Origin of the sequence: Paenirhodobacter huangdaonensis, assembly GCF_004022465.1 — a bacterium.
Taxonomy (GTDB): Bacteria; Pseudomonadota; Alphaproteobacteria; order Rhodobacterales; family Rhodobacteraceae; genus Rhodobacter; species Rhodobacter huangdaonensis.
The window spans coordinates 20,263-36,031 of the sequence record NZ_SAVA01000015.1 but is presented as its reverse complement, the minus strand read 5'-3'; the positions used below and the strand labels follow the sequence as shown (position 1 = coordinate 36,031).

Here is a 15,769-nt window from a genome sequence, read left to right as displayed (position 1 = left end):
CATGACCAGACCTTCCGATCTTCCGACCCAGGACTTCACCGGCCGCACCGCGCTTGTGACCGGCGCCGCGAGCGGCCTTGGCCGCGCGATGGCCGTGGCCCTCGCGCGCGCCGGTGCCGATCTCGTGCTGTTCGATCTCGACGACGCGGGCAGCCGTGCGCTGGCGGAGGAGCTTTCCGCGGCGCATGGCGTGCGCACGGCCGCCTGCGCCGGCTCCGTCGCCGACGAGGTCGATGTGGCCCGCGCCTGTGCCGCGGCGGGCGCGCTCACCGGGCGGCTCGACATCGTGATGAACAACGCCGGTATCGGTGCAAACCATCCCTCTCTCGATCTTGCCCCCGCGCTCTGGCGCCGGGCGATTGACGTCAACCTGACCGGGGTCTTCCTCGTCGCGCAGGCCGCGGGGCGGGTCATGGCGGAGCAGGGCGGCGGGGTGATCGTCAACACCGCCTCGATGTATGGCGTGGTCGCCGCGCCCGAACGGGCCGCCTATTGCGCCGCCAAGGCCGGGGTGGTCGCGCTGACCAAGGTGCTCGCGATCGAATGGGCCGCGCGGGGGATCCGGGTGAACGCGATCGGCCCGGGTTATGTCGAGACCGCGCTGACCGGCCGGATGGCGGCCGAGGGGCGGCTCGATCTCGAGGCCCTGCGCGCCCGCGTGCCCGCCGGACGTCTCGGCACGCCGGAGGAAATGGCGGCCGTGGCGCTGTTCCTCGCCTCCGACGCCGCCGCCTATATCACCGGCCAGACCCTCGTCGCCGACGGCGGCTGGACGGCCTACGGCTATCTCTGAGCCGCCCCAGCGGCCCGTTCGTTTGCCCCCGTTCGTTTTCCGAGGACATCATGCCTGACTTCATCGACCTCAGCCCCGCCGCGCCCTGGCGCGAATTGCGCGTCACCGCGCAGGATGCCGCCGCCCTTGATCCGAAGACCGGACGCACGATGCTTGCCCAGATGGCGCTGATCCGCGCCTTCGAGGAAAAGGTGCTCGATCTCGCGGCGCAGGGGCTCGTGCATGGTCCGGCGCATTCCGCGATCGGGCAGGAGGGTGGGGCGGTCGGCTCGGCCCTCGCGATGCGGCCGGGCGACGAGGTGAACGGCTCGCACCGCGCGCATCACCAGTTCCTCGCCAAGGCGCTCGCCCATGTCGCGCAGACGGGGATCGACCCGGAACAGCCGTTCGAACCGCAGATCCGCGATCTCGCGAAGAAGACCCTCGCCGAGATCCTCGGTCTCGCGCAGGGCTTCTGCAAGGGGCGCGGCGGCTCGATGCACCTGCGCTGGGCGGAGGCGGGCAATCTCGGAACCAATGCGATCGTCGGCGGCGGCGTGCCGATGGCGGCGGGCGCGGCCTGGGCGCATCGGCGCGCGGGCAGCGGGGCGGTCGTCTACAGCTATTTCGGCGATGGGGCGACGAATATCGGCTCGGTGCTGGAGACGATGAACCTCGCCGCCGCCTGGAAGCTGCCGATCTGCTTCTTCATCGAGAACAACCGCTATGCCGTCTCGACCCATGTCGCGGAAGTCACCGCCGAGACGCGGCTCTCGGCGCGGGGGCTCGCCTTCGGCATCCCCGCGCTCAAGGTCGACGGGATGGATGCGCTCGGGGTCTATCTCGCCGCGCAGGAGGCCAACCGGATCATGCGCGCGGGCGAGGGGCCGGTGATCATCGAGGCCGATCTCTACCGTTATTTCCACCAGAATGGCGCGCTGCCCGGTTCCGCCTTCGGCTATCGCACGAAGGAGGAGGAGGTCGAATGGCGCGCCCGCGACCCGATCGAGGCGCTGGGCCGGCTGCTCGCCGGGCGGCAGATCCTTGGCGAGGAGGGGTTCGCGGCGCTGCGCCAGCGGGCGGTGGCGCTGATGGAAGAGGTCGCGGCCGAGCTGATCGAGACCGCCGAGGGGCGCAAGCGGATCATCCCCGCGCTCTGGCCGGAGGAAAGCTTCCGCGACTACGGGCTGCGGGGCGACCTGTCGGAGATGGCGGGGGCGCGCTACCTCGAACAGGAGGCCTTCCCCGGCGAGATCGCCAAGGGGGCGAAATTCATCGACCTCGTCGCCGATGTGATGGAGCGCCGGATGGCCACGGATGCGCGCATCGTGGTGATGGGCGAGGATGTGCACCGGCTGAAGGGCGGCACCAATGGCGCGACCCGGGGGCTGTCGCAGGCCTATCCCGACCGCTGCCTCGGCACGCCGATCTCGGAGAACGCCTTCACCGGCGTCGCGGCGGGGATGGCGGCCGATGGCCGGGTGCGCCCGGTGATCGAGTTCATGTATCCCGATTTCATGTGGGTCGCGGCGGATCAGGTCTTCAACCAGATCGGCAAGTTCCGCCACATGTTCGGCGGCGAAAGCCCGATGCCGCTCGTGCTGCGCACCAAGGTGGCGATGGGCACGGGCTATGGCTCGCAGCATTCGATGGATCCGGCGGGGATCTTCGCCACCGCGCCCGGCTGGCGCATCGTCGCGCCCTCGACGCCCTATGACTATGTCGGGCTGATGAATTCGGCGCTGATGTGCGACGACCCCGTGCTGGTGATCGAACATGTCGATCTCTACAATTCGAAGGGCCCGGCCCCGGTCGGCGATCTCGATTACTGCATTCCGCTCGGCAGGGCGAAGGTGGTGCGCCCGGGCACGAAGCTGACGATCCTCACCTATCTCGCGATGGTCGAAAAGACCCGCGCCGTCGTCGAGGACCTCGGCGTCGACGCCGAGATCGTGGATCTGCGCTCGCTCGACCGGGCCGGTCTCGACTGGGAGACGATCGAGGCCTCGGTGCGCAAGACCAACAATGTGCTGATCGTCGAGCAGGGGGCGCTCGGCACCTCCTACGGCGGGATGCTCGCCGATGAGGTGCAGCGCCGGCTCTTCGACTGGCTCGACCAGCCGGTGCTGCGGGTGACCGGGGGCGAGGCTTCGCCCTCGATCTCGAAGGCGCTCGAAACGGCGGCCTGTGCGCGCCCCTCCGATGTCGTGTCGGGGATCGCGGCGGCGATGGCGGGCCAGGGCCTGCCGCTGGCGCAGTGACGCGCGGTGAACCGGGGAGACAGAGAATGACGACCGAGATTGTGCTGCCCTCGCTCTCGGCGGGGATGGAAGACGCGGTGATCGCGAAATGGCTGGTGCAACCGGGGGACCAGGTGGCCCCGGGGCAGGTGCTGGCCGAGGTCGAGACCGACAAGGCGACGATGGAGCTCGAGGCCGCGGAGGCAGGCATCGTCGGGCGGCTGAACGTCACAGCGGGCCAGCGCGCCGATGTGGGGGCGGTTCTGGCGCTGCTCCTGGCCGAGGGCGAGGCGCTGCCCGAGGCCGCCCCGCCCGCACCTGCGGCGTCGACCGACCGGGCGCCGGCGCCCGCCCCGGGGGCCTCCGCGGCGGCGGACCGCCCGGGCGAGCGGCGTCACCCGGCCTCGCCGCTTGCGCGGCGGATGGCGGCACAGGCGGGGCTGAACCTTGCCGGGACGCATGGCAGCGGCCCGAAGGGGCGCATCGTGAAGATCGACGTCGAGCGGCTTCTCGCCGCCTCCCCCGCGGTGGGGCCGGCGCCCGTCGCCCCGGCGAGCGGGCAGGACAGTCCCGCCGGGATCGGCGCGCATGAGGTGATGCCGGTCTCGACCATGCGCCGCACCATCGCGCGCCGCCTCGTCGAGGCGAAACAGCGGATCCCGCATTTCTACCTTTCGGCTGATTGCGAGATCGATGCGCTGCTGGCGCTGCGCGCGCAGCTCAACGAGGGGCGCGCGGCCTCCGCGCGGATCTCGGTCAACGATCTGATCGTCAAGGCCGCCGCGCTGGCGCTGCGCGCGGTGCCTGCGGCGAATGTGATCTGGAACGGCGAGGAGATTTTGCAGCTGCGCGACGTCGACATTTCGGTTGCGGTCGCGACCGAAGGCGGGCTGATGACGCCGATCCTGCGCGGGGCCGACCGGATGAGCCTCGGCACGCTGTCGGAGGGGATGCGCGCACTCGCGGCCCGCGCCCGGGCCGGGCGGCTGAAACCCGAGGAGTATCAGGGCGGCGGCTTCTCGGTCTCCAATCTCGGCATGTATGGGGTGAAGAGCTTCTGCGCGATCATCAACCCGCCGCAAAGCTGCATCCTCGCCGTCGGCGCGGCGGAGCGCCGCCCGGTCGGGCGGGGCGAGCAGATCGTGCTGGCCGAGGTGATGAGCCTCACCCTTTCGGTCGATCACCGCTCGGTCGACGGCGCGCTCGGCGCAGAGCTGCTCGCCGCGATCAAGGCAGGGATCGAGCGGCCGCTCGGCCTGCTGCTTTAAGGAGGGCTGGGATGGTGGCGAAGAGCTTCGACATGATCGTGATCGGTGCGGGGCCCGGCGGCTATGTCGCTGCGATCCGCGGCGCACAGCTGGGGCTGAACGTCGCCGTGGTCGAGCGCGAGCATCTGGGCGGCATCTGTCTGAACTGGGGCTGCATCCCGACCAAGGCGCTCTTGCGCTCGGCCGAGGTCTTCCACCTGATGCACCGCGCCAAGGAATTCGGCCTGAAGGCCGAGGGGATCGGCTATGATCTCGACGCGGTCGTCGCGCGCTCGCGCGGGGTCGCAAAGCAGCTCTCGGGCGGCGTCGCGCATCTGCTGAAGAAGAACAAGGTCACCGTGGTGATGGGCGAGGCGAGCCTGCCCAGGCCCGGCCTGGTCTCGGTGAAGACCGAGAAGGGCGTGGAAGAGCTGACGGCGAAGGCCATCATCCTCGCCACCGGCGCGCGCGCCCGCAGCCTGCCCGGGCTCGAGGCGGATGGCGATCTCGTCTGGTCCTACAAGCACGCGCTGATGCCCAAACGGATGCCGAAGAAGCTCCTCGTCATCGGCTCGGGCGCGATCGGCATCGAATTTGCAAGCTTCTTCAACACGCTCGGCGCCGAGACCACGGTCGTCGAGGTGATGGACCGGGTGCTGCCGGTCGAGGATGCCGAGATCTCGGCTTTCGCCAAGAAGACCTTCGTGAAACAGGGGATGAAGATCCTCGAGAAGACCACGGTGAAGACGCTCGAGCGCAAGCCGGGCGTCGGCGTGACCGCGCATCTCGAGGATGCCAAGGGCACCACCACGGCTGAATTCGACACGGTGATCTCGGCTGTGGGCATCGTCGGCAATGTCGAGAACCTCGGGCTCGAGGCGCTTGGCGTGAAGATCGACCGCAGCCATGTCGTCGTCGATGAATTCTGCCGCACCGGGGTGCCGGGGCTTTATGCGATCGGCGACATCGCCGGGGCACCGTGGCTTGCGCACAAGGCCAGCCACGAGGGGGTGATGGTTGCCGAGCTGATCGCCGGCCTGCACGCCCATCCGGTCAAGCCCGGCGCGATCGCCGGCTGCACCTATTGCCACCCGCAGGTCGCCTCGGTCGGTCTGACCGAGGAGAAGGCGAAGGCCGCGGGCTATGAGATCAGGGTCGGCCGCTTCCCCTTCGTCGGCAACGGCAAGGCGATTGCGCTTGGCGAGCCCGAGGGGCTGGTGAAGACGGTCTTCGACGCGAAGACCGGCGAGCTTCTGGGCGCGCATATGGTTGGCGCCGAGGTGACCGAGCTGATCCAGGGCTATGTCATCGGCCGCGCGCTCGAGACCACCGAGGAGGACCTGATCGAGACCGTCTTCCCGCATCCGACGCTGAGCGAGATGATGCATGAAGCCGTGCTCGACGCTTACGGGCGCGCGATCCACATGTGAGCGCGGCGTGGGGCATGGTCATGCCGCCTGCACCGATCCGAATGGCCCTCGACTCCGGGGCCATGACCCACCGTTGACAGGCCTGTCGCGCAGGGAAAAGCCCCGCCGAAACGGGGCCCTCGGGGCTCTCGCGATCAGATCGCGCGGTCGATGCCATCGGGGCCGATCACGCGCACCTTCACCAGTTTCAGCGGCACGACCTCAGGCCTCCCGGCGGTCTTCACCGGCTGCTCCGAGAGCAGGCCACGGGTTCTTCAACACGGTGAAGACGTTGATGTCGTGATCGCCGAACCCCATCCAGAAACGCCCGTCGGCCTGCGGGTAATTGGCCGAGAGCGAATGCACCCGTCATGGCCTGACAGATAGGTGTTTGAGCCCACGGTTTGATGGTGCGATCCACTCGTCGGAATGGACGGAAGCCCTATGGGACAAGCTCGTCACGGCAGCGCCACGATCGAGCCAGGGGAGCTCGGCGACGAAGTCGGCGCTGTCGTAGCCGCGGTCTGCCGCCAGGGTCAGTCGCCGTGCAGATCCCGGTGAATGGCGGTGGAGCATGTCGATGGCGGCACGGCGTTCGGCATGGCCATCCGCCTGCGGCAGGTCGGCCGGCACGATCATGTCAGAGCGGTTCTCCATCAAGCTATGCCCCATGAAGCACAGCATCGCACCTGCGCCGGGTGACTTCTTGAACAACCGCGCATCGGGATCGGTTGTCGAGGCATGCATCGCGTTGGAGCGCCGTTCGCCACGGAAATCGACTTCGGCGTTGCGGTGGCGGCATGTGGGGCGGGGCAGGTTCGGGTTCGGGAGTGGACTGATCGGAAGGTTCGGCATGGGCAACGGTATCTGGCGGATCACTCGGGTCGCCGTCCCGGTCGGGCAACGGCTTGTCCTTCGGCTGGAAGCTCTTCATCGATGCCCAGGCCTTTACCAATGTGCCATCGACCGAGAAGTGGTCGTCTGACAGCAGCGGTGTCACCTCGCGATGCGCCAGGATGGCAGCCATGATCTTACGGGACATGTCCGTGGTCAGGAGCCGGTCGCGGTTCTTCGTGAAGACCGTCGGGACCCAGATGACGTCGTCGATCCCGAGGCCCACGAACCCGCGGAACAGCAGGTTGTCGTCCATCTGCTCCCTGGGCTGCCGCTCGGAACGGATCGGGTAAAGGATTTGCAGGAGGCTGGCCCGTATCAGTCGCTCCGGTGCGATCGGGGGACGGCCCTCGCCGGCGTAGAGCCGGTCGAACCCGGCATCCAGGGCGCGTATCGCATCGTTGACGAGCGCCCTGATCTTACGCAACGGGTGCCGCGCCGGGATGCGCTCCTCAAGATCGATGTAGCTGAACAGCGATCCCGTCACCTTGTCCGATCCACGCATCGCGACCTCCGTCATACCCGCGGTGGCTGGTGAATCACGTTCCAAGATCCGCGCCGAGGCCGGAGTTTTTCAGCGCCCTGCTAGGGATCAGCTATGGTTTCGATACAGCTCTTCTCAACATGGCCCTCGATCAATATCGCAAGGACGGGGATTCCGCGGCTTTTCGAGTTGCGACAACCAACGCTGCAATGCAATTTGCCAGGGAAAATGGGCTGCAGCCGGATCCTGAACTATTTTTCTCCGCGACGCTGCTTGTCCTGGGGTTCGTTCCTGTCGTGGGGACTGCCATCGACGGGTATCAACTCTATTATGACGTTCAGGCAGGGGATTGGGTTGCCGCGGGTGTTGACAGCGTATCTCTTGTCGCCTCTATGATACCAATCGCGGGCGGTGGACTGCGGTTGCTCCTGCGTGGCAGCAGTCGGTTTATCGAGGTCAGTGGTGATGGGGCAAGGGTAATTCGTGCCACAAATACACAAGAGCGGATCACCGTAAGGATAAACCCAGCTGGCAAGGCCGTCGTAAGTATTCAGGGAAGAGAAATGAGCATTCATGCATCGCAGCAAGCGACCACGCGTGGCATCTCCAATGAAAGTATCGCAAACGCGATGGACCAGCAGCCGTTTAGCTATGTCCCAAAGGGGGAAGCTCTTCAAGGCTACTATGATGCTTCAAGCAATACCTTCGTCGGAGTCGGAGATAGGATTACCACTGTGGTCCAGCCCAGAAATCCGACGAACTAGCTGAACAATCTTAGGAACAGGCAATGAAGATCAAATACGATCCGTCAGTCGACGCCGCATACATTCAGCTAAAATCTGATGATGATCACACTTCATTTGGATTTACATATTGTTGCGATCCGGCGGAGGTGGAAGGGCAAGTTCACTTGGACTTTGATAGCGAAGGCCGTCTTGTCGGAATTGAAATTCTTCAAGCCAGCAAGAAATTGCCGCAGTATCTAATTTCCACGACCGAAACAACCTCGTGATTGTGATTCGCCTTCTGACTCGACTGTTTCTTGTGTCGCGGTTTGTGGCATTTGGGACGGTTGCGACATTTGCCGCGCCGGGGGATTGGGCAAGGAGCAGTTATCCAGCCGTGGCGCAGGAATTGAGCGCGCAGCCGGCCAGTCTGGCGTTGCTGTGACCCCCGATGTTCATCCGGCTGAAACCAGAGTCCTTTGCTGAATTTGGCGCGGTTGCGCCGACGGAGCAATGGGCGATCTGCGCAGCAGTTCCGTTGCGCGAAGCTGATCGCCCATTGCGATGAGTTGGGCGGCGAAGACCGCGGGGGCCTGATAACCGAGGGCCGAATGCGGCCGCTCGGTGTTGTAGATGTGGGGCCAGCGGGCGACAGCCGCGCGCGCATGGTCGATGCCGAAGAACAGGGTCTCGTTCAGCAGCTCGTCGCGCATCCGGCCGTTGAACGCCTCGCAGTTGCCGTTTTGCATGGGCTTGCCAGGCGCGATGTAGTGCCACTTCACCTGCATCTTCTCGGCCCATTCGAGGATCGCGTTCGAAGTGAACTCGGTTCCATTGTCCGAAACGATCACACCGGGCCTTCCGCGCCGCGCGATCAGCGCCGTCAGTTCCCGGGCAACGCGGCGGCCGGAAATCGAGGTGTCGACGACAGCGGCCAAGCTCTCCTTGGTGACATCGTCGATCACGTTCAGAATGCGAAAACGCCGCCCGTCGGCGAACTGATCCTGGACGAAATCGACCGACCAGCGAGCATTCGCCACAGCCTCGGTCACCAGCGGTGCCCGTGTGCCGATGGCGCGTTTGCGGCTGCGGCGCGCAACACATCGCGCAGCGCAGCATCATCGGGGCGCCGGTGCCGATACCGCACCGACGACCGATCGGCCCCGATCACGGAACACGCCCGCCGCTCGCTCATCTCTTAGCCCTTTTTGAGATGGGCGACGGCCTCGCGCCTGGCGGCGGGCGTTACCATTTTTTTGAGAGCAGATCCTTCAGCGCGGTGTTGTCGAGCATCGCTTCGGCAAGCAGCCGCTTCAGCTTGCCGTTGTTCGCCCGCTCTCTCGGACCAGTGGCGTTCACGGGCTCACTCTTCGAGGGCCTTCAGACGCTTTGCCTCCGACGGCTCCATGCCACCGAACTTCGCCTTCCAGGCATAGAACGTGGCGCTACTGATCCCGTGCCTGCGGCAGGCCTCTGCCGTCGTTGCCCCAGCCTCCTGCTCGCGCAGGAGCGCAATGATCTGTTCCTCGGTGAACTTCGATCTCTTCATGTCCGGTCCTCTCATTGGGACGGACTCTAGCATCCGATGGACGAGTTATCGGGGGTCACAGCACTGAGCAGATTCCGCTGGGTCATTACATTGTCGCCCAGTCGCCGGGAAACCTCCCGAACCGGATACCCACGCACCGTGATCTGATGCACCGCGTCGCGCTTGAACTCGTCGCTGTAATTGCTTGTCCCCATGTCGGCCTCCTTGCCTCATAGTGACGGGGCAAGGCGTCTACAAATCTAGGGGCACCTCAGTGCCCGCTGCCCAGTCCCCCTCAACCTGCTTCCAACTTTGCTGCAGCCCATCGGTTCACCTTCCGGCAGGCGAAGAGCTGTGCACTCACCCGTTTTCCAGCTCCGCCATCAGTGTTTCGACAAACCGCTCGGCGCTGTCCTTTTGGGTCTGTCCCGGCTGGATGATGAAATAGGGATTGGGGGCGGGGACCTCGATATTCAGCAGCCTCACCAGCGTCCCGCTGCGCAGATCGTCGGCACAGAGGATCGACGTACCGACCGCAATGCCGCAGCCCCGCCTTGCCGCCTGCAACGAGACCGCGGCGTTGGGGAAATAGATCTGCTGTGCGAACTGCAGCGCCTTGGGCGACGCGGCGCTGACAAGCCGCATCCAGTCCGCCCCCTGATCGGCATGCAGGGCGATGCAATGCACCAGATCGGCGGGGTCGTTGATGTTCCACTCGTATTTCAGCTCGGGCCGGCACACCGGGAAATACATCTCGTCGCGCAAGATCGCCTCGCGCATCCCGGGCATCGGGCGTTCGCCGTAGGAAATGACCACATCCATGCTGTCGTCGGCCATGCCGATCGGGAAGACCCGCACGGTCATCAACGGATACTGCTGGCAATAGGCCTTGATCACCGAGGGCAGTCGCGAGCCGGCGAAGGCCGGGGCGCAGGCGATGTTCAGCTCGCCGTCCAGGCCTGAAGCGGATGTCAGGGACTGACAGGCCCGCTCCATGTCCTGAAAGGCGTGGTTCAGCCGTTCGAACAAGGACAGCCCCGCCGAGGTCAGGGTGAGCGAGCGTTTGCTGCGCACGATGAGACGCTCCCCAAGTTCCTCCTCCAGCCGTCTGATCTGGTAGCGGATGGCGCCGTCGGTGACATTGAGGTGTGAGGCCGCCCCGGCGATGCCGCCGCTCCGGGCGACCTGATGAAAGGTGTTCAGTGCAGTCAGATTCAGCATGATTTTCGCCAGATATGAGAATTGAATTGATACATCTAATCAATTTTTTTTCCTTGCGTCAAAGAGACTAATGAATAATCTTTTTTCAATCGAGATCCGTCGTCGGCGGAAGAGCGCCGGGCATGCCAATCCGAAAGCCCCGTGCACTGGGCGGAAGTGTAGATCGACACATCTGACGGCCCGGCCGCCGCAGCAACGGCGGCATGCCGGATATTGTTGCCGCCCGTGAGCCGATCGGCGATGAAGACCGCGTGCGGCCACCGCGCTCCGGACGGTCCGGCAGTGTGCTGACGGTGATCCGGTCCAGGCCGGGAGACCTCGTGAAAGAGGGAATGACAGGCTGCGAAGCCCCCGGCGGGCAAACGAAGAACAAGTGACACGGTCGAGAAACGACCGGTCCGAATCCGCAAAAAAGCGAACAACAGGGAAAGAAAAGACATGAAACGCATTGCAGGAGCTCTCTTTTTCGGGCTGTGCAGCGCTACGGCCCTGCCTGCCGCCGCGCAGGAGATCACCGCCAGCACCTGGTTCCCGGACACCTATCCGCTGGTGAAGGACGGCTATCAGGCCCTGGCGCGGACGCTTGAGGACAAATCGGGCGGAGAGCTGACGCTGAAGGTCTATACCGGCGATTCCGTGCTGCCGCCGAGTGCCAACCTGTCCGGCCTCCGGGACGGCATCGTCGACATGACCTATCACGCCGGCACCTATACGCCGTCCGAGCTTCCGGCGGACAACGTGCTGGCCGCGCTTGGCATTTCGTTCAACGACAGCATGGTCCTGACAGCGGCCGTCGCGGATTTCTATCTGAACGACGCGCAGATGCAGCAGATGTTCCGCAAGCAGGGCATCGTCTTTCTGGGAAGCTACGCCTCGCCCTCGTATGCGCTGATATGCTCGACGCCCATCGTCTCGCTTGGCGATATCGCGGGCAAGAAAATCCGGATGCCAAGCCCCGTCCACGCCGCCTGGGCCGCCTCGGTGCAGGCCGCGGCGGTGAACGTGCCGTCCTCGGAAATGTTCACGGGGCTCGAGAAGGGGCAGCTCGACTGCGCGGCCAATTCGCCCAACGACCTCAAGACGCGGTCGCTTTGGGATGTGGCAAAGGACGTGACCCTGCTGGACCTCGGGCAGTATTTCGCAGGGTGGCAATATGCCATGAACCAACGGACCTGGTCCGGCCTGTCGGAAGAGAAACGCCAGCTGCTCGTCGACAGCATTTCGGACAACCTCGTCACCATGACCACCGCCTTCGAGCAGTCTGTCGATGACGCGCTTGCCGAGGCCGGGGATCACGGGGTCACGCTGCATGAACCGGATGCAGATCTGCAGGCCGCCTTGGACACCTTCATCGCGCAGAAGGTGGAGCCGATGGCGCTCGAGGTGGCGGCCCGGCTCGACGTCGAGGGCGCGGCGGATCTGATCGCGCGGTTCAACGCGGTCTACGCGAAATGGCAGGGTCTTCTGGCAAATGTGGACCGAAGCGATACCGCAGCCCTGCAGGCGATCTTCAAGAAAGAGATCTATGGCAACCTCGATGTCTCGACCTACGGTCTGAACTGAAGACCGGGTCTAAGGCGTGGCCTGAAAAGGAGAAGCGGTTGTTTTTACGCTGGACAAGACGTCTCGCCATAGGGCTGGCCGTCGTCGCGATCATGAGCCTGTTTCTCATGATGCTTCAGACCGTGATCGACGTGCTGGCAAGCAATCTTGCCGGCCGTCCGATCCCCGGCAATCTCGAGATCATTTCGGTCTATCACATGGTGCTTGTGGTCTTTCTCCCGCTTGCCTTCGTCGAGCTGAAGAAAGAACCCATCGCGGTCGATCTGGTTTACCGGATGCTGCCCGAAGCGGCGCAACGCTGGGTCCTCGTGGCGTCATACCTGGTCACGGCGGCCTTCTTCGGCCTGCTGACCTGGCAGACCGGGGCCGATGCGCTGCGATCCTTCAGGATGCATGAAATGATCATGGGCGCGGTTTTCCTGACGATCTGGCCGGCAAAGCTGGCCTTGCCCGTCGGCTTTGCCGCGGCGCTGCTGATGGTTGTCGCCAACGCATGGCAGGCGGCGACAGATCCCGGTTTCAACCCCTCTCCGGACGTGCCCGAAGACATCGAGAGCTGAACAGAGACAGTAATGGATAACTTGACAATCGGATTCCTGGGGTTGGGCGCGGGCCTGATCCTGCTGCTGCTGCGCGTGCAGATCGGGGTCGCCCTGGGGCTGGTCTCGTTCATCGGGATCGGCGTGCTGCTGAATATGCGGGCCGCCTGGGGCATGCTAACCGCGGTGCCCTTCAACTTCGTCGGCGACTGGAACCTGACGGCGATCCCGATGTTCCTGCTGATGGGATTCATCGCCGCCGAAACCGGGATTTCCGCCGGCCTGTTCCGGGCGATGCGCATCCTGCTGTCCTGGCTGCCAGGAGGGCTGGCCGTGGCCAGTGTCGGGGCCTGTGCGCTGCTGTCGGCGGCGTCGGGGTCGAGCGTCGCCACCTCATCGGCCTTCGCCCGCATCGCTACGCCGGAAATGCTGCGCTACAGGTATGACGCGGGCCTTGCCACAGGTGTCATCGCCGCCTCGGGCACGCTTGGATCGCTGATCCCGCCGAGCATCCTGATGGTGCTTTACGGCTATCTCGCCGAGGTCTCGATCGCCAAGCTGTTCATGGCGGGTTTCCTGCCGGGTCTTCTGTCGGCCACCATGTTCATCGGGATGATCGTCATCCGGTGTTCGCTGAATCCCGGGCTGGCCCCGGCGGTTTCCGAATCCTTCAGCCGGCGCGATTTCCTTGATGCGGCAAAAGAGGTCTGGGCCCTGCCGGCGATCATCGTCGGCGTGCTCGTCGGCATCTTCGTCGGCCTGTTCAGCCCGACCGAGGCCGGGGCGGTCGGGGCGGCGCTGGCGATTGCGCTTGGCGCCGCGCGGCGGTCGCTCAGCTGGCACTCGCTCTACCGCAGCGGTCTTGCGACGCTCGCCAGCACTGCGGGGATCTTCATGGTGGTGATCGGGACGACATTGCTGGGCAAGTTCATGACGCTCAGCGGCGTGCCGAGCTATATCGCGTCCTCCCTGCTGGCGTTCGGCTCGACCGATCTCATCGTGATCGCGATGGTCGCCGTGCTTTACCTCATCCTGGGATGCTTCCTGGATTCCATCGGCATCCTGCTTCTGACCATGCCGATCATCCTGCCCGTGGTTCGAGAAGCCGGGATCGAGCCGATCTATTTCGGCATCCTTCTGGTGAAGCTGCTGGAGATCGGCCTGGTGACGCCCCCGGTCGGCCTGAATGTCTATATCGTCAAGGCCGCCCTGGGCGACCGGGTGCCACTGGTCTCGATCTTCCGCGGGGTGAGCTGGTTCATCGCGGTCGACCTGATCACCCTGGCACTGCTGGTCGCCTTTCCGGTGATCAGCCTGTACCTGCCGTCGCTGATGCGCTGACGGGGCAGGGGGGGGCGTATTGCCCCCCTCAGGCGCGGGACGGGTTCAGGATGAAGAAGACCTTGCGCACAGGCGTCAGGTTTTCCCAGGTGCCGGAGAACCCGGCGGCGACGACGAAGCTGTCTCCCGGCCCGAAAACCCGGGAGACGCCGCTCGCATCGGTCAGCCGCACCTGGCCCTCGAGCAGATGGCACAGCTCGTCATAATCGCAGTCGACGCACTCGAGATGCGGTTCGGCCTCCCAGATCCCGGCGAGGGCGCCGCCGCCCTGACGCTGGAAATGCCGCCAGCTGCGGGCGCTGTAGGGCCGGTCGACGACGGCGGGGTCCGAGACGGCGCTTTCCACCGCCGGAACCGAGGCATCACTGAAGTCCAGAACGTGCCGGGGCGAGCGGGTCATGCTGTTTCCTTTCATGAATCGAAGCCGACGCCGAACGCGTCGAGGACCTTGTTGAAGGCAGAGCGCCGCCCGGTTTCGTCCTCACGCGCAAGCCCGTGCTGGGCCATGCGGATGCCAAGCCAGCGCAAGGGTTCCGGCGGGAAGGGGAAGGGCGGGCGGCGCAGCATGCGCAGGGCCGTCCGTTCGGTCTCGCGCCCCTCGAGCAGGTCGAGCATCGTCAGTGCCGCGAACCGGCTGGCCGAGACGCCCTGCCCGGTGAACCCCATCGCATAGGCCACGCGACCGCCCTGCGCCGTTCCCGCAAAGAAGGTGGTGCGCGCCGAGGTGTCGATGATCCCGCCCCAGGCATGGGTCAGCGGCACATCGGCAAGCGGCGGCAAGGCGCGGGCGAAATTCCGGGCGAGGCGTTCAAAGCTGTCGCTCTCGGTCAGGAAGGCGGCGTCGCGGCGCGACCCGAAATGATAGACCGCGTCGAAGCCGCCCCACAGGATGCGGTTGTCGGCGGTCTTGCGGACGTAATGGAACCGGTTCCCGCTGTCGGCGATGCCATACCGGCCAGCCCAGCCGATCGCGGCCAGCTCGTCCGCGTCAAGCGGGCGGGTCACGATGGCATAGTCGAAGATCGGGATGGCGGCGCTGCGCAACCGGCGCAAAAGCGGCGGCGCGGCATTGGTCGCCAGAACCACCCGGGCCGCCGCGATCCGTCCGCCCGGCGTGAGCAATGTGACGCCATCGGCCTGCTTTGCCACCCCGCTCACCGGCGTGGCCTCGTGGATCTCGACCCCCCTGGCCAGCGCGACACGCCGCAGCTCGGCCACCATCTTGCCGGGGTTCAGCAGCGCATAGTTCGGCTCGAACAGACCGGCCGGGTAGAGGGGCGACGCCAGCCGCTCGCGCAGGGCGTCGCCTTCAAGGAAGCGGGCCTCGACCCCGAACCGCTGGGAAAGCGCCTGCTGAGCCTGCAGCCCCTCGATCTGCCAGGGGGTCGCGGCGACCGTCAGCTTGCCCGCGCGTTCGAACTCCACCTCCATGCCATACTCGACCAGATCGGCTTCGAAATCGTCCAGATTGGCGCGCCCGAGGCGGATCAGGGTCTCTGCCTCGTTCGGCCAGCGCTGCATTGCATTGCCGATCCCGTGCGAGATCGAGGGCGCGCAGAACCCGCCATTGCGCCCCGACGCGGCATTGCCGCAAAGCCCGGCATCGACCAGCACGATCCGCGCATCCGGCAGGCGGCGTCGCGCCTCAAGCGCCGTCCAGAGCCCGGTGAACCCGCCCCCGACAATGGCAAGGTCGCAGCGCAGATCCGTCTGCAGCGGCGGGCACTCCGGCTGCGGTCCGGCGGTTTCTTTCCAATAAGGGGTGCGCGTCGCTGTGGCGAGGCTCTTCAGGGCGGTTGTCATCGG

At 65.5% G+C, this 15,769-nt stretch carries 13 protein-coding genes and 4 pseudogenes; 9 read left to right on the top strand and 8 right to left on the bottom strand.

Annotated elements, in window-relative coordinates:
• Window position 1 precedes the first annotated feature (1 nt).
• The 4 genes from EOW66_RS18295 to lpdA are packed head-to-tail and all read left to right on the top strand — an operon-like array spanning window position 2 to window position 5,689.
• The gene (locus EOW66_RS18295; protein WP_128157773.1) at window positions 2-793 is read left to right on the top strand and encodes an SDR family NAD(P)-dependent oxidoreductase; all 792 of its coding nucleotides are present in this window, start codon (window positions 2-4) and stop codon (window positions 791-793) included.
• A 50-nt stretch (window positions 794-843) separates the two neighbouring features.
• The gene (locus tag EOW66_RS18290; RefSeq protein ID WP_128157772.1) at window positions 844-3,033 is read left to right on the top strand and encodes an alpha-ketoacid dehydrogenase subunit alpha/beta; all 2,190 of its coding nucleotides are present in this window, start codon (window positions 844-846) and stop codon (window positions 3,031-3,033) included.
• A 26-nt stretch (window positions 3,034-3,059) separates the two neighbouring features.
• Complete coding sequence (locus tag EOW66_RS18285) at window positions 3,060-4,280, top strand: dihydrolipoamide acetyltransferase family protein (protein WP_128157771.1); 1,221 nt, start codon at window positions 3,060-3,062, stop codon at window positions 4,278-4,280.
• 11 nt (window positions 4,281-4,291) lie between these two features.
• Window positions 4,292-5,689 (top strand): dihydrolipoyl dehydrogenase, encoded by a 1,398-nt coding sequence (gene lpdA / locus EOW66_RS18280; RefSeq protein ID WP_128157770.1) that lies wholly within the window; start codon window positions 4,292-4,294, stop codon window positions 5,687-5,689.
• Window positions 5,690-5,838: 149 nt separating this feature from the next.
• On the opposite strand, the pseudogene EOW66_RS18275 reads toward lpdA, so the two are convergent.
• Window positions 5,839-6,054, bottom strand: a pseudogene (locus tag EOW66_RS18275) (saccharopine dehydrogenase); the annotation flags it as partial.
• A 40-nt stretch (window positions 6,055-6,094) separates the two neighbouring features.
• A pseudogene (locus EOW66_RS18270) lies at window positions 6,095-7,067 on the bottom strand (IS5 family transposase); the annotation flags it as partial.
• Window positions 7,068-7,096: 29 nt separating this feature from the next.
• Here EOW66_RS18270 and EOW66_RS18265 point away from each other — a divergent pair.
• Both EOW66_RS18265 and EOW66_RS18260 read left to right on the top strand, forming a co-directional pair.
• Window positions 7,097-7,810, top strand: a complete 714-nt coding sequence (locus EOW66_RS18265) for a hypothetical protein (RefSeq protein ID WP_164881187.1) — start codon at window positions 7,097-7,099, stop codon at window positions 7,808-7,810.
• A gap of 23 nt (window positions 7,811-7,833) precedes the next feature.
• Window positions 7,834-8,058 (top strand): DUF2283 domain-containing protein, encoded by a 225-nt coding sequence (locus EOW66_RS18260; protein WP_128157768.1) that lies wholly within the window; start codon window positions 7,834-7,836, stop codon window positions 8,056-8,058.
• Window positions 8,059-8,226: 168 nt separating this feature from the next.
• Here EOW66_RS18260 and EOW66_RS18255 read toward each other — a convergent pair.
• From EOW66_RS18255 to EOW66_RS18240, 4 genes and pseudogenes are all read right to left on the bottom strand, one after another.
• Window positions 8,227-9,320: pseudogene (locus EOW66_RS18255) on the bottom strand (IS3 family transposase).
• A gap of 95 nt (window positions 9,321-9,415) precedes the next feature.
• Window positions 9,416-9,514, bottom strand: a pseudogene (locus EOW66_RS18250) (transposase); the annotation flags it as partial.
• A 145-nt stretch (window positions 9,515-9,659) separates the two neighbouring features.
• On the bottom strand, window positions 9,660-10,520 hold the full coding sequence (locus EOW66_RS18245; protein ID WP_128157767.1) for a LysR substrate-binding domain-containing protein: 861 nt from the start codon (window positions 10,518-10,520) through the stop codon (window positions 9,660-9,662).
• A gap of 35 nt (window positions 10,521-10,555) precedes the next feature.
• Window positions 10,556-10,969 (bottom strand): hypothetical protein, encoded by a 414-nt coding sequence (locus tag EOW66_RS18240; protein ID WP_128157766.1) that lies wholly within the window; start codon window positions 10,967-10,969, stop codon window positions 10,556-10,558.
• Between EOW66_RS18240 and EOW66_RS18235 the strand changes: the two genes are divergently transcribed.
• From EOW66_RS18235 to EOW66_RS18225, 3 genes are read left to right on the top strand one after another with little or no spacing between them, the layout of a single operon-like run.
• Window positions 10,959-12,083 (top strand): C4-dicarboxylate TRAP transporter substrate-binding protein, encoded by a 1,125-nt coding sequence (locus tag EOW66_RS18235; RefSeq protein ID WP_128157765.1) that lies wholly within the window; start codon window positions 10,959-10,961, stop codon window positions 12,081-12,083. The genes EOW66_RS18240 and EOW66_RS18235 overlap by 11 nt on opposite strands.
• Before the next feature lie 38 nt (window positions 12,084-12,121).
• Window positions 12,122-12,643 (top strand): TRAP transporter small permease subunit, encoded by a 522-nt coding sequence (locus EOW66_RS18230; RefSeq protein WP_239017629.1) that lies wholly within the window; start codon window positions 12,122-12,124, stop codon window positions 12,641-12,643.
• Between the two features lie 12 nt (window positions 12,644-12,655).
• Window positions 12,656-13,963, top strand: a complete 1,308-nt coding sequence (locus EOW66_RS18225) for a TRAP transporter large permease (protein ID WP_128157764.1) — start codon at window positions 12,656-12,658, stop codon at window positions 13,961-13,963.
• Window positions 13,964-13,991: 28 nt separating this feature from the next.
• Here EOW66_RS18225 and EOW66_RS18220 read toward each other — a convergent pair whose 3' ends face one another.
• Both EOW66_RS18220 and EOW66_RS18215 read right to left on the bottom strand, forming a co-directional pair.
• Window positions 13,992-14,363 carry a cupin domain-containing protein gene (locus EOW66_RS18220; protein ID WP_128157763.1) on the bottom strand — a complete coding sequence of 124 codons (372 nt, stop codon included), beginning with the start codon at window positions 14,361-14,363 and terminating at the stop codon, window positions 13,992-13,994.
• Window positions 14,364-14,374: 11 nt separating this feature from the next.
• Complete coding sequence (locus tag EOW66_RS18215) at window positions 14,375-15,766, bottom strand: NAD(P)/FAD-dependent oxidoreductase (RefSeq protein WP_128157762.1); 1,392 nt, start codon at window positions 15,764-15,766, stop codon at window positions 14,375-14,377.
• Window positions 15,767-15,769: the final 3 nt, after the last annotated feature.

Bases quoted from the DNA above. Each gene is read 5' to 3' on its own strand.
- EOW66_RS18240 (WP_128157766.1), bottom strand. From the start codon at position 10,969: ATGCGTTTCATGTCTTTTCTTTCCCTGTTGTTCGCTTTTTTGCGGATT.
- EOW66_RS18290 (WP_128157772.1), top strand. From the start codon at position 844: ATGCCTGACTTCATCGACCTCAGCCCCGCCGCGCCCTGGCGCGAATTG.
- EOW66_RS18235 (WP_128157765.1), top strand. From the start codon at position 10,959: ATGAAACGCATTGCAGGAGCTCTCTTTTTCGGGCTGTGCAGCGCTACG.
- EOW66_RS18215 (WP_128157762.1), bottom strand. From the start codon at position 15,766: ATGACAACCGCCCTGAAGAGCCTCGCCACAGCGACGCGCACCCCTTAT.
- lpdA (WP_128157770.1), top strand. From the start codon at position 4,292: ATGGTGGCGAAGAGCTTCGACATGATCGTGATCGGTGCGGGGCCCGGC.
- EOW66_RS18245 (WP_128157767.1), bottom strand. From the start codon at position 10,520: ATGCTGAATCTGACTGCACTGAACACCTTTCATCAGGTCGCCCGGAGC.
- EOW66_RS18220 (WP_128157763.1), bottom strand. From the start codon at position 14,363: ATGACCCGCTCGCCCCGGCACGTTCTGGACTTCAGTGATGCCTCGGTT.
- EOW66_RS18260 (WP_128157768.1), top strand. From the start codon at position 7,834: ATGAAGATCAAATACGATCCGTCAGTCGACGCCGCATACATTCAGCTA.
- EOW66_RS18295 (WP_128157773.1), top strand. From the start codon at position 2: ATGACCAGACCTTCCGATCTTCCGACCCAGGACTTCACCGGCCGCACC.
- EOW66_RS18225 (WP_128157764.1), top strand. From the start codon at position 12,656: ATGGATAACTTGACAATCGGATTCCTGGGGTTGGGCGCGGGCCTGATC.
- EOW66_RS18285 (WP_128157771.1), top strand. From the start codon at position 3,060: ATGACGACCGAGATTGTGCTGCCCTCGCTCTCGGCGGGGATGGAAGAC.